Origin of the sequence: Nocardioides sp. J54 (assembly GCF_000519005.1) — a bacterium.
GTDB lineage: Bacteria > Actinomycetota > Actinomycetes > Propionibacteriales > Nocardioidaceae > Nocardioides.
On the sequence record NZ_JAER01000003.1, the window covers coordinates 75,891 to 90,059 of the forward strand.

15 protein-coding genes are annotated in these 14,169 nt (G+C 71.7%); 1 reads left to right on the top strand and 14 read right to left on the bottom strand.

Annotated elements, in window-relative coordinates; genetic code table 11:
• Positions 1–4: 4 nt before the first annotated feature.
• The 14 genes from NOCJ54_RS0102910 to NOCJ54_RS0102975 form a co-directional block, all read right to left on the bottom strand.
• Entirely contained in the window at positions 5–568 is a 564-nt protein-coding gene (locus NOCJ54_RS0102910) for a carboxymuconolactone decarboxylase family protein (RefSeq protein ID WP_028654272.1), read from the bottom strand.
• Complete coding sequence (locus NOCJ54_RS0102915; protein ID WP_028654273.1) at positions 565–1,452, bottom strand: SDR family oxidoreductase; 888 nt, start codon at positions 1,450–1,452, stop codon at positions 565–567. The genes NOCJ54_RS0102910 and NOCJ54_RS0102915 overlap by 4 nt, the downstream gene beginning before the upstream one ends.
• 16 nt (positions 1,453–1,468) lie before the next feature.
• Positions 1,469–2,728: a phospholipase D-like domain-containing protein gene (locus NOCJ54_RS0102920; protein ID WP_232221660.1), complete on the bottom strand. Its 1,260-nt coding sequence runs from the start codon at positions 2,726–2,728 to the stop codon at positions 1,469–1,471.
• Positions 2,729–2,795: 67 nt separating this feature from the next.
• Positions 2,796–3,350, bottom strand: a complete 555-nt coding sequence (locus tag NOCJ54_RS0102925; RefSeq protein WP_028654275.1) for a hypothetical protein — start codon at positions 3,348–3,350, stop codon at positions 2,796–2,798.
• A gap of 5 nt (positions 3,351–3,355) precedes the next feature.
• Entirely contained in the window at positions 3,356–4,441 is a 1,086-nt protein-coding gene (locus NOCJ54_RS27965) for an MlaD family protein (protein ID WP_028654276.1), read from the bottom strand.
• Position 4,442: 1 nt separating this feature from the next.
• Positions 4,443–5,702, bottom strand: coding sequence for an MCE family protein (locus NOCJ54_RS0102935; RefSeq protein ID WP_028654277.1), 1,260 nt, complete (start codon positions 5,700–5,702; stop codon positions 4,443–4,445).
• Positions 5,699–6,733 carry an MCE family protein gene (locus NOCJ54_RS23555; RefSeq protein ID WP_186449844.1) on the bottom strand — a complete coding sequence of 345 codons (1,035 nt, stop codon included), beginning with the start codon at positions 6,731–6,733 and terminating at the stop codon, positions 5,699–5,701. The genes NOCJ54_RS0102935 and NOCJ54_RS23555 overlap by 4 nt, the downstream gene beginning before the upstream one ends.
• Positions 6,733–7,710: an MCE family protein gene (locus NOCJ54_RS0102945; RefSeq protein ID WP_028654278.1), complete on the bottom strand. Its 978-nt coding sequence runs from the start codon at positions 7,708–7,710 to the stop codon at positions 6,733–6,735. The genes NOCJ54_RS23555 and NOCJ54_RS0102945 overlap by 1 nt, the downstream gene beginning before the upstream one ends.
• A complete protein-coding gene (locus NOCJ54_RS0102950; protein ID WP_051485410.1) occupies positions 7,707–8,723 on the bottom strand; it encodes an MCE family protein in 1,017 nt (338 codons plus the stop codon). Before NOCJ54_RS0102950 ends, NOCJ54_RS0102945 begins: the two co-directional genes overlap by 4 nt.
• Entirely contained in the window at positions 8,720–9,763 is a 1,044-nt protein-coding gene (locus tag NOCJ54_RS27970; protein ID WP_232221667.1) for an MCE family protein, read from the bottom strand. Before NOCJ54_RS27970 ends, NOCJ54_RS0102950 begins: the two co-directional genes overlap by 4 nt.
• A gap of 7 nt (positions 9,764–9,770) precedes the next feature.
• Positions 9,771–10,640: an MlaE family ABC transporter permease gene (locus NOCJ54_RS0102960; RefSeq protein WP_232221661.1), complete on the bottom strand. Its 870-nt coding sequence runs from the start codon at positions 10,638–10,640 to the stop codon at positions 9,771–9,773.
• Between the two features lies 1 nt (position 10,641).
• Positions 10,642–11,466: an MlaE family ABC transporter permease gene (locus NOCJ54_RS0102965; RefSeq protein ID WP_028654281.1), complete on the bottom strand. Its 825-nt coding sequence runs from the start codon at positions 11,464–11,466 to the stop codon at positions 10,642–10,644.
• Positions 11,463–12,431: an SCP2 sterol-binding domain-containing protein gene (locus NOCJ54_RS0102970; protein ID WP_028654282.1), complete on the bottom strand. Its 969-nt coding sequence runs from the start codon at positions 12,429–12,431 to the stop codon at positions 11,463–11,465. The genes NOCJ54_RS0102965 and NOCJ54_RS0102970 overlap by 4 nt, the downstream gene beginning before the upstream one ends.
• Before the next feature lie 94 nt (positions 12,432–12,525).
• A complete protein-coding gene (locus tag NOCJ54_RS0102975) occupies positions 12,526–13,449 on the bottom strand; it encodes a DNA-3-methyladenine glycosylase family protein (RefSeq protein WP_051485412.1) in 924 nt (307 codons plus the stop codon).
• A 114-nt stretch (positions 13,450–13,563) separates the two neighbouring features.
• On the opposite strand from NOCJ54_RS0102975, the gene NOCJ54_RS0102980 reads away from it, so the two are divergent.
• Positions 13,564–14,166 carry a TetR/AcrR family transcriptional regulator gene (locus NOCJ54_RS0102980; protein ID WP_028654284.1) on the top strand — a complete coding sequence of 201 codons (603 nt, stop codon included), beginning with the start codon at positions 13,564–13,566 and terminating at the stop codon, positions 14,164–14,166.
• Positions 14,167–14,169: the final 3 nt, after the last annotated feature.

Genomic DNA, 14,169 nt, shown 5'->3' on the forward strand with positions numbered 1-14,169 from the left:
CCGGCTAGCGGGGACGGTCCGGGCGGACCCGGAGGGTGTGCAGCGCCGTCGCGAGCATCGCGTAGTGGCCCACCAGCAGGAGCACCTCGATCCGCTCCCGGTCGTCGAAGTGTGCACCGAGCTCGGCCCACAGCTCGTCGGACAGGTCGTCCTCGGCGAGCAGCTCGTCGGTCGCACGCAGCAGCAGCAGCTCGCGGGCGCTGAACGTCTCCCCCGCTCCCCCGGCCCCGGTCTCGTTGGCCTCGATCGCCGCGACCTCGTCCGCGCCGAGCCCGGCGCGACGGCCCAGCCGCCGGTGCTGGGTGAGCTCGTACGCCGACCCGCGACGGCTGGCGACGCGCAGGATCACCAGCTCCGACTCCCGGCGCGACAGCCGGCCGCCGGGCATCAATCGGCCGGCGAAGTGCAGCCAGCCCCAGAACAGCCGGCGGTGGCGGCCGAGGGTCAGGAAGACCGCGGGCGGCTCGGTGCCCTGAACCCGTCCGGCGACGCGGGCGAAGAGCGCCACGAACGGGCCGACGTCGCGCCAGCCGCCGGGGCGGATCCGGGGCTCGGCCGGCGTGCTCACGCGAGGTCCGATCGCCGGGCCTGCTCGACGGCGGGCAGGACCCGGTTGGCGCCGTAGCTGAACACCCGCATCGCGACCGCGTAGCCCGGCGGGAAATAGCGCTGCAGCCAGTGCACCAGGCGGATGTCGGGCGAGGTGTAGACCCAGTACCGGTTGCGGAGCGCGCCCCGCCAGATCGCGGCCGCCGCCTGCTCGGGTGACACCGCACGCTTCTGGAAGTGGCGACGGGCCCGGACGAAGGCTCGCGACTGCTGGTCGATGCCGGCGATCCGGATGGTCTCGACGAGCCCGGTGTCGACGCCCCCGGGGCAGACCAGGCTGACCCCGATCCGGTGCTTGCGCAGGTCGTAGCGCAGCACCTCCGAGACTCCCCGGAGGCCGAACTTGGTGGCGCTGTAGGCGGCGTGCCAGGGCATCGCGATGATGCCCGCCGCGGACGAGACGTTCACCAGCTGGCCGCCGCGGCCGGCGTCGATCATCGGCGGCAGGAACTCCTCGATCACGTGGATCGGGCCCATGAGGTTGACGTCGACCAGCCGCTGCCAGTGCTCGGGCTCGAGGCTGCGCACGGTGCCCCAGATCGCGATGCCCGCCACGTTGAGCACCACGTCCATCGGGCCGTGCTGCTCCGTCACGAGGCCGGCGAGGCGTCGTACCTGCTCGTGGTCGGAGACGTCGGCGGGCTCGGCGGTGGCGACCCGTCCCCCGCGGGCCCGGATGGCGTCGGCGACCTCGGCCAGCCGGTCCGCCTGGAGGTCGGTGAGGTGCAGCACCGCGCCGGCCTCGGCTGCCTGCTCGGCGACGGAGCGACCGATGCCGCTCGCCGCACCGGTGACGAGCACCTGCTTGCCGGCCAGGTCACGGACGGGTGCGCGGAACCACATGGGGCCTCCTCGGGGCCTACAGCAGCGGGCGGAGCGGTGCGAGGACCAGCTCGGTGAACTTGCGGTGCATGTCCCGGGCCTCCCACTCACCGCTGGTGAGCTCCAGGCAGTGGGACTGGTCGACCTCGAAGACCCGCTCGAGCTCCCGGGCGAACGCCTCGTCGATGACCTCGACGTTGATCTCGTAGTTGCCCTGCAGGCTCAGCCGGTCGATGTTGGCGGTGCCGACGGTCGCCCAGTTGCCGTCGACGGTGGCGGTCTTGGCGTGCACCATCGCGTCGCGGTAGCGCAGGATCCGCACCCCGGCGTCGAGCAGCTGGCTGAAGTAGCCGCGGGAGATCCAGTCGGCCACGATGTGGTTCGACTTCAGCGGCAGCAGCAGGCGTACGTCGACGCCGCGGCGGGCGGCGTCCTTGACCGCGTCGATGAAGTCCTGGTCGGGAAGGAAGTAGGCCTGGGTGATCCAGATGTTCCTGCTGGCCCGGTTGATCGCCTCGAGGTACATCGAGCGGATGGGGAACATCCACAGCCGCGGCACGTTGCGCTGCACGCGCACCCGCGGCTCCCAGGTCGAGGCGGTCTCCAGCAGCAACGGCCGCTCGGAGCTGCGCAGCCGCCGCCGGCGGTTGAGGTTCCAGAAGTCGGCGAACGCCCGCTTGAGGTCCCAGACCGCGGGGCCGGTGATCCGCACGTGGGTGTCGCGCCACTCGGTCTCGTAGGCCGAGCCGATGTTGTAGCCGCCCACGAACCCCACGTTGTCGTCGACGACGAGGATCTTGCGGTGGTCGCGGCCGTAGCGGCGCAGGTCGAAGAAGCGCCAGCCTGCGGCGTAGACCGGGTAGCGCAGGACCTTGACGTTCGAGGGGAACCGGAGGAACGCCGGGGAGACGACCAGGTTGGCGAACGCGTCGTAGATGACGTGCACGTCCACGCCCCGGTCGGCGGCGTCGATGAGTGCGCGCTTGAACCGCTCCCCCGTCGCGTCGCCCTTCCAGATGTAGGTCTCGAAGAGGATCTGCCGCTCGGCGGACGCGATGGCCGCGAGCATGTCGTCGTACAGGTCGCGGCCGTAGGTGTAGGTCGTCACCTCGCCGTCGCCGACGGCGACGGTCTGCGGCTCCCGGGTCGGGAACGCCTTGGGCCGCTTCCCGCGCCGCCGGTAGGAGTCGACCAGGGACATCGCGATCGCGACGACGAAGGGCACCCCGACGAGCGCGAGCAGGGTCCGGCGCAGCACGGTCCTCAGCCCGTCCAGCGGGTCGTCACGGTGCGCCACGGGCGTCACCCTAGTCGTCCCGCCGCGGCCCCGGGGCGGAGGCACGGGCAGACGCCCGGCCGGACGCTCAGGCGCCGACCTCGCTGAGGAACTGGAGGGACTCGACCTTCCACTCGCCACCCGCCAGCTTCATCGTCATCAGGATGCTGCCGTCCTGGACGCTGACGTCGCCGGCCTCGTCGGTGATCGCCTGGCTGTAGTAGGCCAGCACCTCGACCTGCTCGGCGCTGACCACCCGGCCTGCGGACTCCACGACCTGGCCCTTCGCGGACGTCTTGCTGACCCGGATCGCCTTCTTGAGGTCCTCGGCGTTGGCCTGCAGGCGCTTGCGGACCTCGTCGTCCTGGAGCTCGTCGATCCAGGCGAAGTCGTGCTCGCCGTCCTTCCAGGAATAGCTCGTGGCCTTGACGACGAACGCCCCGGCGGCGGACACGGCCGCCTGGTTGGCGTCCTTCTCGGCCCGCAGCTCCCGGGCCTGCTCCCGGGCATCGGCCCCGTCGTCGGCCCTGCGCTCCACGAGCAGCCAGGCGCACGCCGCCAGGGCGACGGCCAGCGCCGCCGCGAGCGCGATGACGAGGTTGCCGGGTCCCGTGCTGCCGTCCGTCGTACCGGAGTCCGTCACGCCTGTCACCGTACCGGCCCGGGCGCACCGGCCGCGCCGCGCTGGAGGGTGGCGAAGGACGACGAGCAGCGCCCGTTCTTCTGCAGCGCCCGCCGCTCGTCCACCTTCGGGTCGAGGCGGCTCACGCCGTAGTCGCAGCGCGGGTCGGCGGAGGGCAGGATCGTGATCCGCAGCTCTCCCCCGCGGACCTTCGACAGCAGCGACCGCAGACCGGGCGAGTAGTTCTGCAGCAGCGCCCGCAGGTGCGGCTCGTAGGAGCGGAACACGTCGGTGAAGCTGACCCCGGTCGACAGGAAGCCGGGAAGGACCTCGTTGGCGTCGCGGACCAGGGCGATGAGCTCGTCGACCTGGCCGGGGCCGCGCTTCAGCATGCGGCGCAGCTCCGGGTCGTACTCGCGCAGGAACTTCGCGAACTGCTTCGAGGAGCGGGCGAGCTGCCGCAGCGAGTCCGCGTTGTCGGTGGTGATCGACAGCACCGAGCCGGCGTTGCTGATCACCCGGTCGGTCTCGGGCCAGACCGCGTCGAGCGTCGCGAGGATCGCCGAGCCCTGGTCGAGGATCAGCCCGAGGTCCTCGCCCGTGCCCTTGAGGCCGGTGCTGAGCTCGCCGAGCACGGTGCGCAGCTTCTTGTCGTCGATCTGGCGCAGCACGTTGTTGACCGCGACCACGGTCGAGCTGAGGCTCTTCGGCAGGTCCGTCGACTCCGCGGGTACGACGTCCCCGCTGGCCAGGAAGGGGCCCTCGGCGGTCATGGGCTGGAAGTCGAGGTACTGCTCACCGACGGGCGACAGGCTGCGGACCCGGGCGAGCGACTCCTTCGGGATCTCGGTGCCGGACGTGATCGCGACGGTCGCCAGCACGCCCTCCTCCGAGGGCACGATCGAGCGCACCTTGCCGACCTTGATGCCGCGGTAGGTCACGGCCGACCCCTCGAACAGGCCGCCGGTCTGCGCGAGCTCGACCTTGACCTCGACGGGGCGCGACGTGAGCGGCTGGTCCAGGACGGAGGCGAACACGTAGGCCACCGCGAGGACGAGCACCGCGATGATGCCGATGAGGCTCAGGTAGAGCCTGTCGGTCAGGATCTTCATCTCAGCGTCCCCCTCCGAACAGCCCGTTCACGAGGGCGTCGATGCCGAGCGGGTCGCTCGTGTCGGTGCCGCCCCGGCCGCCGCCGGACTTCGCGCCCGGCTTCGCGCCCGGCTTCGCGCCGGACCTCGTGCCGGTGCTGGTGGCACGCAGCCCGCTGAGCAGGCCACCGAGGCCGAGCTTGTCGAGCAGGCCGCCGATGCCGGGCGCCGCGGTGTCGATGCCGAGCAGGCGCAGCAGGTTGGCGAGGGTGCCCTCGACCACGCCGCCCACGTCGAGGCCGTCGAGGTGCAGCTCCAGCGCGATGTTGAGGTAGTCGGTGGCGATCACCTCGTCCGCGGAGCCGGCGGCCTGGATCACCCGGCGCAGGGACCGGTCGAAGGTGCCGTTGTTCTTCGCGAACTCCGCGAGCACCGGCTCGATCTCCTTCAGCAGCGTCAGCAGCTGGGAGCGCGTGGCGTTGACCGTGTCGTTGGCCGCACCGGTGAACTTCTCGACCTCGGCCAGCAGCTCGGTGAACTCCGGTGTCTTCTCCCGCAGCACACGGGCCGCCGGCGCGATCTCGCGCACGGCCCGGTTGATCGTGTCCTCGCGCGAGCTCAGCGTCCTCGACAGCGAGCTGAGCGAGGTGAGCACCTCGTCGATGCTCTGGCTGGTCGCGTTCGCCCGGGTCAGGAAGACCGAGGCGCGGTCGAGCAGCGTGCGGTAGTCGCCCTCGTTGCCGCTGAGCGCCGTGTTGAGCTCCTCGGTGACGGTCTGCAGCTGGTCGAGGCCACCGCCGTTGATGAGCAGCGAGGCCTGGGCGAGCGCGTCCTCGACGGTCGGCGCGGTCTCGGTGCTCTCGCGGGTCAGTCGCGCGTCGTCGCCGAGCAACGGGCCCTCGGTGGGGTTGGTGACGTCGACGAAGAGCTCGCCGAGGGGGGTGGTGTAGCGCAACCTCGCTCGTGCGCCCTCGCGCAGCCCGGCGTCCGCCTTGAGCGTGAGGGTGGCCTCGGCGACGAAGTCGCTGACGGTGATCTCCTCGACCTTGCCCATGTCGACCCCGTTGACCTTGACCGGGGCGCCGACGGCGAGGTTGAGGGCCTCGTCGAACTCGGCTCGCACCTCGATGGTGTCCCCCGAGACGCCCGTCCCGGGGATCGGCAGGTCCCGCATCGTCGTGCTGCAGGCGGTCGTGGTCGCCAGGCCCAGGGCCAGCATCGCGGCGGCGCAGGCCCGGGCGGCGCGGCGGCCGCGCATCGGCGTCGTCGTGGTCGTCGTCATGGCCGGGGCCCGATCGGTGCGGTGAGGAACTGGCAGAGGTCGAGCGGGAGCCGGTCGCACACCGACTGCAGGATCCCGCCCAGCGGGTCGAGGATGAGGGGGTTGATCCGGACCGGGAGGCGGTCGCCGGGCATCATCCGCAGGTTCTCCAGGGCGACGGGCATGACCCGCAGGATCTCCTCCAGCCGCTCCTGCTTGGACAGCACCGTCCTCATCAGCCGGGTGGAGCCGTCGACGCCAGCGACGATCGCCTCGCGGTTGTCCACCGCGAACTTCGCGACCGTGGTGACCGCGGAGTCGAGCGCGCGCAGCGCCTCGCGGAAGTTCTCGCGCTCGTCGGCGAGCAGCTTCGAGGCCCGGGACACCTGCCGGATGAAGGTACGGGCAGTCGCCTCGTTGCTCGCGATCGTGGTCAGCAGCACGTCGAGGGACTTCAGGGTGGCGGCCACGTCCTCGCGCTGGGAGGCGAGGCCGTCGACGCCGTCTGCCAGCGAGTGGATCGTCTGGTTGAGCAGGGGGCCACGGCCGCGCAAGGCACGGGTGCCGGCGTCGATGAAGCGCTGGACGGCCTTCGTGGTGCGCTTGTTGCCCCCGATGCCGGTGGCGAGCTCGTTCAGCGACGCGAGCACCTGGTCGAAGTCGACCGGGGTGCGGGTGCGGTCCAGCGCGATCGTCGCGCCGTCCCTCATCTTCGGCCCCTCGCGGTAGACGGGGGTGAGCTCGACGTAGCGGTCGGTGGCGACGGAGCGGGCTACCACCACGGCGCCGGCGTCGGCGGGAACCGGCTGGTCCGCGTCGACCTCCATGGTGACGAGCACCTTGTCGCCGTCGGGCTCGATCGATTTGATCTCGCCGACGGTGACCCCGAGGACGCCGACGTCGTTGCCGACGAACAGGCCGGCGGAGTCGGCGAGGTAGGCCTTGATCGTCATCTTGTCGCCGCCGCCGACGACGCTGCACGCCGAGGTGAGCAGGACGGCGGCGACCGCGACCAGGGCGGCGAGGGTGCGCAGGACGTTCCGGTCGGTCATCAGCATGCCCCCTGCAGCTTGCAGGTCGTGTCGTCGGCCGGGATCGCCGGCGCCTCCAGGTAGAGCGGCAGGAAGGGCCCGCTGCCGGTGGCGTTCGCGACGTACCGCACCGCGGGCGCCATCACCTCCAGCAGGTGGGTCAGCTGCTTGCTCTGCCCGTTGAGGGTCTTGATCACCTTGTCGAGGTCGTCGAGCGCCGGGTCCAGCTTGCCGTTGGTCGACTTCACGACCGCGGTCAGCGCCTTCGACAGGTCGGTGGTCTCGACGAGGAGGCGGTGGATCGCGTCCTTGCGCGCGGTGATCTCGCTGACCACCAGGTTCGCCTGCTTCATCAGCCCGACGATGTCCTTGCTGCTGTCGGAGAGCTGGTCGGTCACCTTGCGAGTGGACTCGAGCAGGTCACCGACCTGGTCGGAGCGCTTGGCGACGACCTCGGAGAGCCGGGCGACGCCCTGGAGGGCCGGACCGATCTCCTTCTCGCTGGCGCCCAGGGTGCCGGCCATCGCGGTCAGCGCCTCGGCCAGCAGCTCCGGGTCGAGCTCGTCGAGGGCGGTGGTGCCCTCCTCGATGACGTCCTGGAGGTTGTAGGGCACGCCGGTGCGCTCGATCGGGATCCGGCCGTCGGCCAGGCTGCCCGTGCCGTTCGGGTCGACCTCGAGGTAGTGGCTGCCGAGCAGGGTGGCGACCTTGACCGTGGCCGTGGTCCGCTCCCCCAGCTCGATGTCGCTGTCGAGCGCGAAGGTCACCACGACGTGGTCCTCCTCGAGCCGGATGCCGGTGACCTTCCCGGAGCTCACCCCGTGCACCTGCACGTCCTCGCCGGTGCGGAGCCCGGCGGTGTGCTCGAGCTCGGCGGTGTAGGTCCTGGTCCCGAAGTTGGCGATGCTCAGGGCGACCACGGCGGCCCCGATGAGGCCGATGACGACCAGGGTGATGACGCCGATCCGCAGGGGGTCGCGCTCGTTCATGGGCTTCATCGGCACACCTGCCGCCAGGGGCCGTTGCCGCCGGCCGGGTTGATCCCGCTGCTGTCCGGGCCGATGGCGATCGACAGCGAGCAGACGTAGACGTTGAGCGCGTTCTCGTACGACGTGGTGCGGCCCAGCGACTCGAAGACCGTCGCGAAGGCGGGCAGCACGTCCTTGAGGTTGCCGCGGGACTTCTCGAACATGTCGGCGACGGTCACCAGCTGGTCGGTCGCGCCGACCAGAGGGGCGCGGACCTCCTTCAGCAGCGAGCTGGTCGCCCCGACCAGGCGGCTGACGCCGTCGATGGACGCGCCGATCGACTTGCGGTCCTTCGCCAGCCCGGTCATCAGCGCCCGCAGCTCGCGCACGGTGGCGGTGATCTCGTCACCCTGGCCGGCGAGGTTGTCGAGGACGGGCTTGAGGTTCGTCATCACGTCCCCGATGACCGCGTCGCGGTCGGCGAGGAAGTTGGTGAGCTGGCCGGTCTGCGCCAGCAGCTGCCGCACGGTGCCGCCCTCGCCCTGCAGCACCTTCACCAGCGACGTGGCGAGCGTGTTGACGTCGCCGGGCTGGAGCACCTTGAACAGCGGGCGGAACCCGTTGAGCAGCTCGGTCAGGTCGAAGCCCGGGTCGGTCTGCCCCATGGGGACCGTCGCCCCCTCCTCGACCTCGGGGCCGCGCTCGGCGGGCTGGACGAGTCCGATGTAGCGCTGGCCTAGCAGGTTCTGGTAGCGCATGACGAGCTTGGTGTTCTGCAGCAGCGCCTGGTCCTCGACCAGCTCGAGCCCGATCACCGCTCCCTCGGTCGTGGCCTCGATGCTGGTGACCTTCCCGACGCGGACACCCGCGGCCTTGACGTCGTCACCGACGCGCAGGCCGCTGACGTCGCGGAACTCCGCGGAGAACTCGCGGGTGCCGCCGGTGACGCCGTTGTTCATGGTGTTGACCAGCAGCACCATGAGCAGGCCGCTGACGAGCGCGAACGCGGTGAACTTGGCCGCGATGGTGCGGATGCCGGTCATCGCTCGGCCCCCAGGGCCCCGAAGCCCACCTCCGAGGTCCGGAAGCGCGGCTTGCTCGTGTAGTACGGCGGCGGGGCCAGCCGGATCGTGCCGTCGGTCTTCACGAATCCTTCCTCGACCGCCTCGGGCAGCGTGGTGCCGAGGGCGATGTTGACGGCGAGCGCGTCGGTGATGCCGGCCCGCCGGTTGTCGTGGACCGCGTCGAGCAGCACGGCCGAGCCGTTGATGAAGCGGACCAGGTCGCGCTGGTTCTTCGCCAGGAACCTGCTGGAGGTCCGGGCCAGGGTCGTGCCGCCGCTGATCAGCGCGGTGATGGCGGCCTCCTGGGTGACGATCGTGTTCATCGTGACCAGGGCGTCCTCGGTCGCGTCGAGCAGGTCCGGCGCGATCTTGTCGACGAGGCGGGTGGTGCGGGCGAGGGCCCGCAGGTCCGCACCGACCTGCGGCATCCGCGGGTTGAGCCGGTCGAGGTAGGAGTTGAGCTGGCGCACCGTCGTACCGATCTGGTTGCCGCGGCCGTCGAGGGCCTCTGCCGCGGACCCGATCGCCGAGGCGAGCTCGGCGGGGCCGAGCGCCTTGACGAGGCGGTCGATGTCGTCGAGCGCCTGCTGGAGCTCGAGCGTCTCCTGGGTGGCGTCGGCCTTGATCCGGTCGCCCACCCGGAGCCGGCCGGTCGGCGCGCCGTGGACGACGAGGTCGACGAACGTGGTGCCGAAGACGGTGGCCGGCAGGATGCGGGCCACGACGTTGCCGGGGACCGAGTCGAGGTCGTCGGAGGACATCGCCATCTCGACGGTGACGCCCTTGCCGTCGTCGGCGCGGCGGATCTCGCGGACCTTGCCGACGATGACGCCGTTCATCTTCACGTCGGACCCGGCGCGGAGGGCGCCGCCGGCGTTGGCGACGTCGGCGGTGACGTGCGGCTGCGCCCCGAAGGTGCCGTTGGTCCGCAGCGTGACGAAGGCCCCGATGACCGCGAGGGCCACGAGGGTGATCAGCCCGCGCCGGGCGAGCTGGCTGCGTGAGGTCTCTCGAGCCATGGTCACCTCACCCCGAGATCCTGAAGCCCGGGTCGCCGCCCCAGAACACCAGGGTCAGGACCATGTCGAGGACGACGATGGACACGATGCTGGCGCGGATGCCCGTCCCGGTCGCCTCGCCGACGGCCTGCGGCCCGCCGCCGACCTTCATGCCGTACCAGCAGTGGATCAACGCGACGGTGAGGGCGAAGACGAGGATCTTGATGATCGAGAAGAAGATGTCGCGGCCCTGGATGAAGGTCGAGAAGTAGTGGTCGTACTGCCCTGGTGACTGCCCGAACAAGATGACGACCGAGGCCTGCGAGGCGGCGTAGGAGCCGATCAGGCCGATCATGTAGAGCGGCAGGATCGCGACCATGCAGGCGATCACGCGGGTCGTGACGACGTAGCGCATCGCGCTGACCGCCATCACCTCGAGCGCGTCGACCTCCTCGTGGATCTTCATCGAGCCGATCTGGGCGGTGAAGCGGCAGCCGACCTGGGCGCCGAGGGCGAGCGCCGCGATCAGCGGGGCGAGCTCGCGGGTGTTGGCGCTGGCGGAGATGAAGCCGGTGAGCGGGGCGAGGCCCACGATCTCGAGGCCGTTGAACCCCTCGATGCCGATGGACGTGCCCGCGGCGACCGACAGCAGCACCATGACGCCGACCGTGCCGCCGCCGACCAACAGCGCGCCGCTGCCCCAGGCGATGTCCTTGATCTGGCGCAGGCACTCCCTGGGGTAGAGCGCGACGGTGGCAGGGACCTCGCGGAAGACCTTGAGCGCGAAGGTGACGAAGTCGCCGAGGACCGCGAGGTTCTTCATCACCGCGTCGGCGGTGCCGACGACCGCGTCGGAGACGCGGGCGCCGACGCCGCGCCCGAGCTGGACCTGGGACATCTCAGGCACCTCCGGGGAAGAGCATCACGTACGCCTGGGTGAGCCCGACGTTGATCACGGCGAGCAGGATCACGCTGAGCACGACGGCCTGGTTGACGGCGTCGGCGACGCCCTTGGGGCCACCGCGTGCGGTGAGGCCCTTGTGGGCGGCGACGATGGTGGCGACGAACCCGAAGATGAACGCCTTGAGCTCCGCGAGGACGAAGTCGGCCGGCTGGGCCAGCCCGACGAACGAGTCGAGGTAGGTGCCCGACGAGATCTGGCCCTGGCCGACCACGATCATGAACGCGGTCGTCATCGCGGTCATCGCGACGATGACCGTCAGCAGCACCGAGACCAGGAGCGCGGCGAGGATGCGCGGTGCGACGAGGCGCTGGATGGGCGAGATGCCCATGACCTTGAGCGCGTCGATCTCCTCCCGGACGGTGCGGGCACCGAGGTCGGAGCAGATCGCCGAGCCGACGGCACCGGCGATCATCAGCGAGGTCACCAGCGGGGCGCCCTGCCGGAGGACGCCGATGCCGTTGACGGCCCCGATGAAGGACTGCGCGCCGATCTGGTTGGCAGCTGCGCCGATCTGGACCGAGGTGATGATGCCGAACGGGATCGAGACCAGGATCGTCGGCAGCAGCGAGACCCGGGTCATGAACCAGCACTGGAGGAGGAACTCCGACCAGGAGAAGCGGCGGGCGACGATGTCGGAGAAGCCCCACTGGATCGACTCGACGGCGAGCTTGACCAGCTCGCCGGTCGTGACGACGCCGGCCCGGAACCGGCCGGTGAGGTTGTCGACGACGGAGCGTCCGGTCGCAGCGACGGCGCTCATCCGGCGGCCGCCGTCGGGATGTCGAAGGCGGCGTTGAGGCGGAGCGCGGCGACCTTGTCGCCGCGCACCTTGAGCTGGCCGCGCAGCACGCCGGACACCGCGCTGAGGTGACCGGTCACCAGGCGCAGGAAGTCCGCCGCCTCGCAGGTCACGGTCGCGTCGCGGTCCCCGACGGGCACGGCGTCGGCCGCCGTGCCGCTGAGGACGCTCGCGCGACCGTCGCTGAGTCGGAGCACGTAGCGGTCCACCTCTCCGTCGGGGCGTCCGGTCAGCCGGAAGCCGACCGTCACCTGCACTCCGGCCGCCTTCCGGCCGTTCACGAACGACGGCATCCGTCCGAAGACCTCCTCGAGCACGACCGGCCGGAAGTCCGAGGCCAGCACCGCTCGCAGGTGGGCGGCGGGGACGCCGTGGAGGGCCCGGGCGATCGCGACCGGGTCGATGTCTCGGACGTCGACGGGGGTGCCGGTGACGGGGTCCGTGCCGTCGACGGCGAAGAGCGAGGCGGTGGCGATGGCGAGGTCGCCGCTGCCGTCGATGCCGATGCGGTCGGCGAGCAGCTCCGCCGCGACGTCCAGCTGTCCGGCGACCAGGCGCAGCAGCTGCAGGTCCGTGCCGCGGACGACGACGTCGGCCGCCCCGGACCGGCGCCCGGCCGGCGCGACCTCCGCCGCTCCGTGCTGCAGGTCGAGGTGCCACGACTCCCGTGCGCGCGTCGCGGAGTCCCAGCGCACCCACCCACGGGTGGCGGCCAGCCGGTCGGGCACGGCGACATCGCCGATGCGACGCATCACGCCCTCGACAACGGCCGGACCCCGCTCCGCGTCATGGCCGACCGCGAGGATCTCCTCGTCGGTCGCGGTGCGGATCGCGCGGACGAGGGCCGCGGGGTCGGCGTCACGCAGGGTCGCCGCGACGTCTGCGGGCGCGGCCTGCCCGAGGGCAGCCCAGTCGAGCGTCCCCATGTGTCCCCCTCGTCCGTCCACCGCCGCCAGGAGCCGTCCGGCCCGGCCGGACCGACTGACTGTTGCTCGGTGTAACAGATATCACGGACGAAGGTCACGCACCGAGGTGATCGCGGGGTGACATGCGGGGTCCGCGCCGCGGTCGGTACAGTCCCGCGGCGGCCACCAGGAAGGGCACCCGACCGCGCTGCCCGGCCCACGGCTCGAGGTACGACGCCAGCCGCGCGTCGTCGAAGAGCACGCCCTCGAGCGCCCAGCCCACGTCCTTGGCGACGTGGTAGTCGCCAAACGAGACGGCGTCGGGGTCGCCGAGCGCGCGCTGGCGCACCTCGGCACTGGTCCACACCCCGATCCCCGGCAGGCTGCGCAGGCGTCGGTCGCTCTCGGATCCGGTCACGCCGACGACCCGCTCGAGCGCCTCGGCGTGGCGGGCCGCGGTCACGACCGCACGCGAGCGGGCCGGGTCGACGTGCAGGCGCAACCACTCCCACGACGGGATCCGGCACAGCGTGGCGGCGTCCGGGGGCAGCATCAGGCGCAGCTCGGCCACCGGTCCGGGCGCGGGCTCGCCGTGGCGTCGTACCAGCGCGCGGAAGCCGGCGAAGGCCTCCTGCCCGGTGACCTTCTGCTCGATGATCGAGGGGACGATCGCCTCCAGCACCCGCTCGGTCCGCCCCAGCCGCAGGTGCGGGTGACGGCGCCGGGCCTCGGCGAGCACCGGGTGCCGGGGCTCGAACGGGGTCCAGTCGTCGAGGTCGCCGAGGAGCGCGGGCAGCTGCTCGAGCGCCCACGCGGCGCCGGGCCCCCACGCCCGGGCGGCGACCTCGCCGGCGGCGTCCTGGTCGGCGACGGCGAGGGTGACCGGCCCCTCCGGCGTGCGGCTGGCTCGCCAGTGCCACCGGCCGACGGCGAGGCGGTGCGTGGGGTCACCGGCGCCGCGCCGCTGCTGGCGCAGGATCGCGCCCACCGGGACGACCCGCCCAGGGCGCCACACCCGTTCGCCGTCCGGACTGGTCACCCCGTCGAGCCTATCCGGGCTGCCTCTCGGTCCCGGTGTCCGGTTTGCACTACGCTCTGTCGCAGAAGAACGAAGGACTTTCACCGCCTCAGGCTCCCGGAGGGGCAGTTGACCATGGACACCACGCGCGCCCGGCGCGGCCGCCTCGACCAGGAGGCCGTGCTGCAGGCCGCCGAGGCGCTCGTCGACCGCGACGGGTACGACGCCCTCACGATGACCTCGCTCGCCGCCGAGCTCGAGGCCCGGGTGTCGTCGCTCTACAACCACGTCGCGAACCTCGAGGACCTGCGCGCGCTGGTGCAGGTGCGCGCGATGCGGATGCTCGGCGAGCACGTCCGCGCCGCCGCCATGGGCCACGCCGGCACCGACGGCCTGCGGGCGCTGAGCCGCGAGCTGCGCAACTTCGCCCGCAGCCACCCGCAGCGCTACGCCGCGCTCACCCGGCCCCCGATCGACCGCGAGAGCTTCTACGCCGCCGCCCTCACCGCCATCGAGGCGCTGGCCGTCATGGTCCGCTCGGCCGGGCTCCCCGAGGAGCGGATGCTGCAGACCGCGATGGCGCTCTTCGCCTCCCTCCACGGGTTCGTGTCGCTGGAGGTGGCCGGCTACTTCGGCGACCTCGAGGGCACCAGCGCCGAGCTGCTCGACCTCGACGAGGTCTACGAGCAGGTCATCGACGGCGCCGTGCTCGCCGCGTCCCTCGAGTCGACGCACTGACGG

Bases quoted from the DNA above. Each gene is read 5' to 3' on its own strand.
- NOCJ54_RS0102915 (WP_028654273.1), bottom strand. From the start codon at position 1,452: ATGTGGTTCCGCGCACCCGTCCGTGACCTGGCCGGCAAGCAGGTGCTC.
- NOCJ54_RS27965 (WP_028654276.1), bottom strand. From the start codon at position 4,441: ATGAAGATCCTGACCGACAGGCTCTACCTGAGCCTCATCGGCATCATC.
- NOCJ54_RS0102935 (WP_028654277.1), bottom strand. From the start codon at position 5,702: ATGACGACGACCACGACGACGCCGATGCGCGGCCGCCGCGCCGCCCGG.
- NOCJ54_RS23555 (WP_186449844.1), bottom strand. From the start codon at position 6,733: ATGACCGACCGGAACGTCCTGCGCACCCTCGCCGCCCTGGTCGCGGTC.
- NOCJ54_RS0102945 (WP_028654278.1), bottom strand. From the start codon at position 7,710: ATGAAGCCCATGAACGAGCGCGACCCCCTGCGGATCGGCGTCATCACC.
- NOCJ54_RS0102950 (WP_051485410.1), bottom strand. From the start codon at position 8,723: ATGACCGGCATCCGCACCATCGCGGCCAAGTTCACCGCGTTCGCGCTC.
- NOCJ54_RS27970 (WP_232221667.1), bottom strand. From the start codon at position 9,763: ATGGCTCGAGAGACCTCACGCAGCCAGCTCGCCCGGCGCGGGCTGATC.
- NOCJ54_RS0102960 (WP_232221661.1), bottom strand. From the start codon at position 10,640: ATGTCCCAGGTCCAGCTCGGGCGCGGCGTCGGCGCCCGCGTCTCCGAC.
- NOCJ54_RS0102965 (WP_028654281.1), bottom strand. From the start codon at position 11,466: ATGAGCGCCGTCGCTGCGACCGGACGCTCCGTCGTCGACAACCTCACC.
- NOCJ54_RS0102970 (WP_028654282.1), bottom strand. From the start codon at position 12,431: ATGGGGACGCTCGACTGGGCTGCCCTCGGGCAGGCCGCGCCCGCAGAC.
- NOCJ54_RS0102980 (WP_028654284.1), top strand. From the start codon at position 13,564: ATGGACACCACGCGCGCCCGGCGCGGCCGCCTCGACCAGGAGGCCGTG.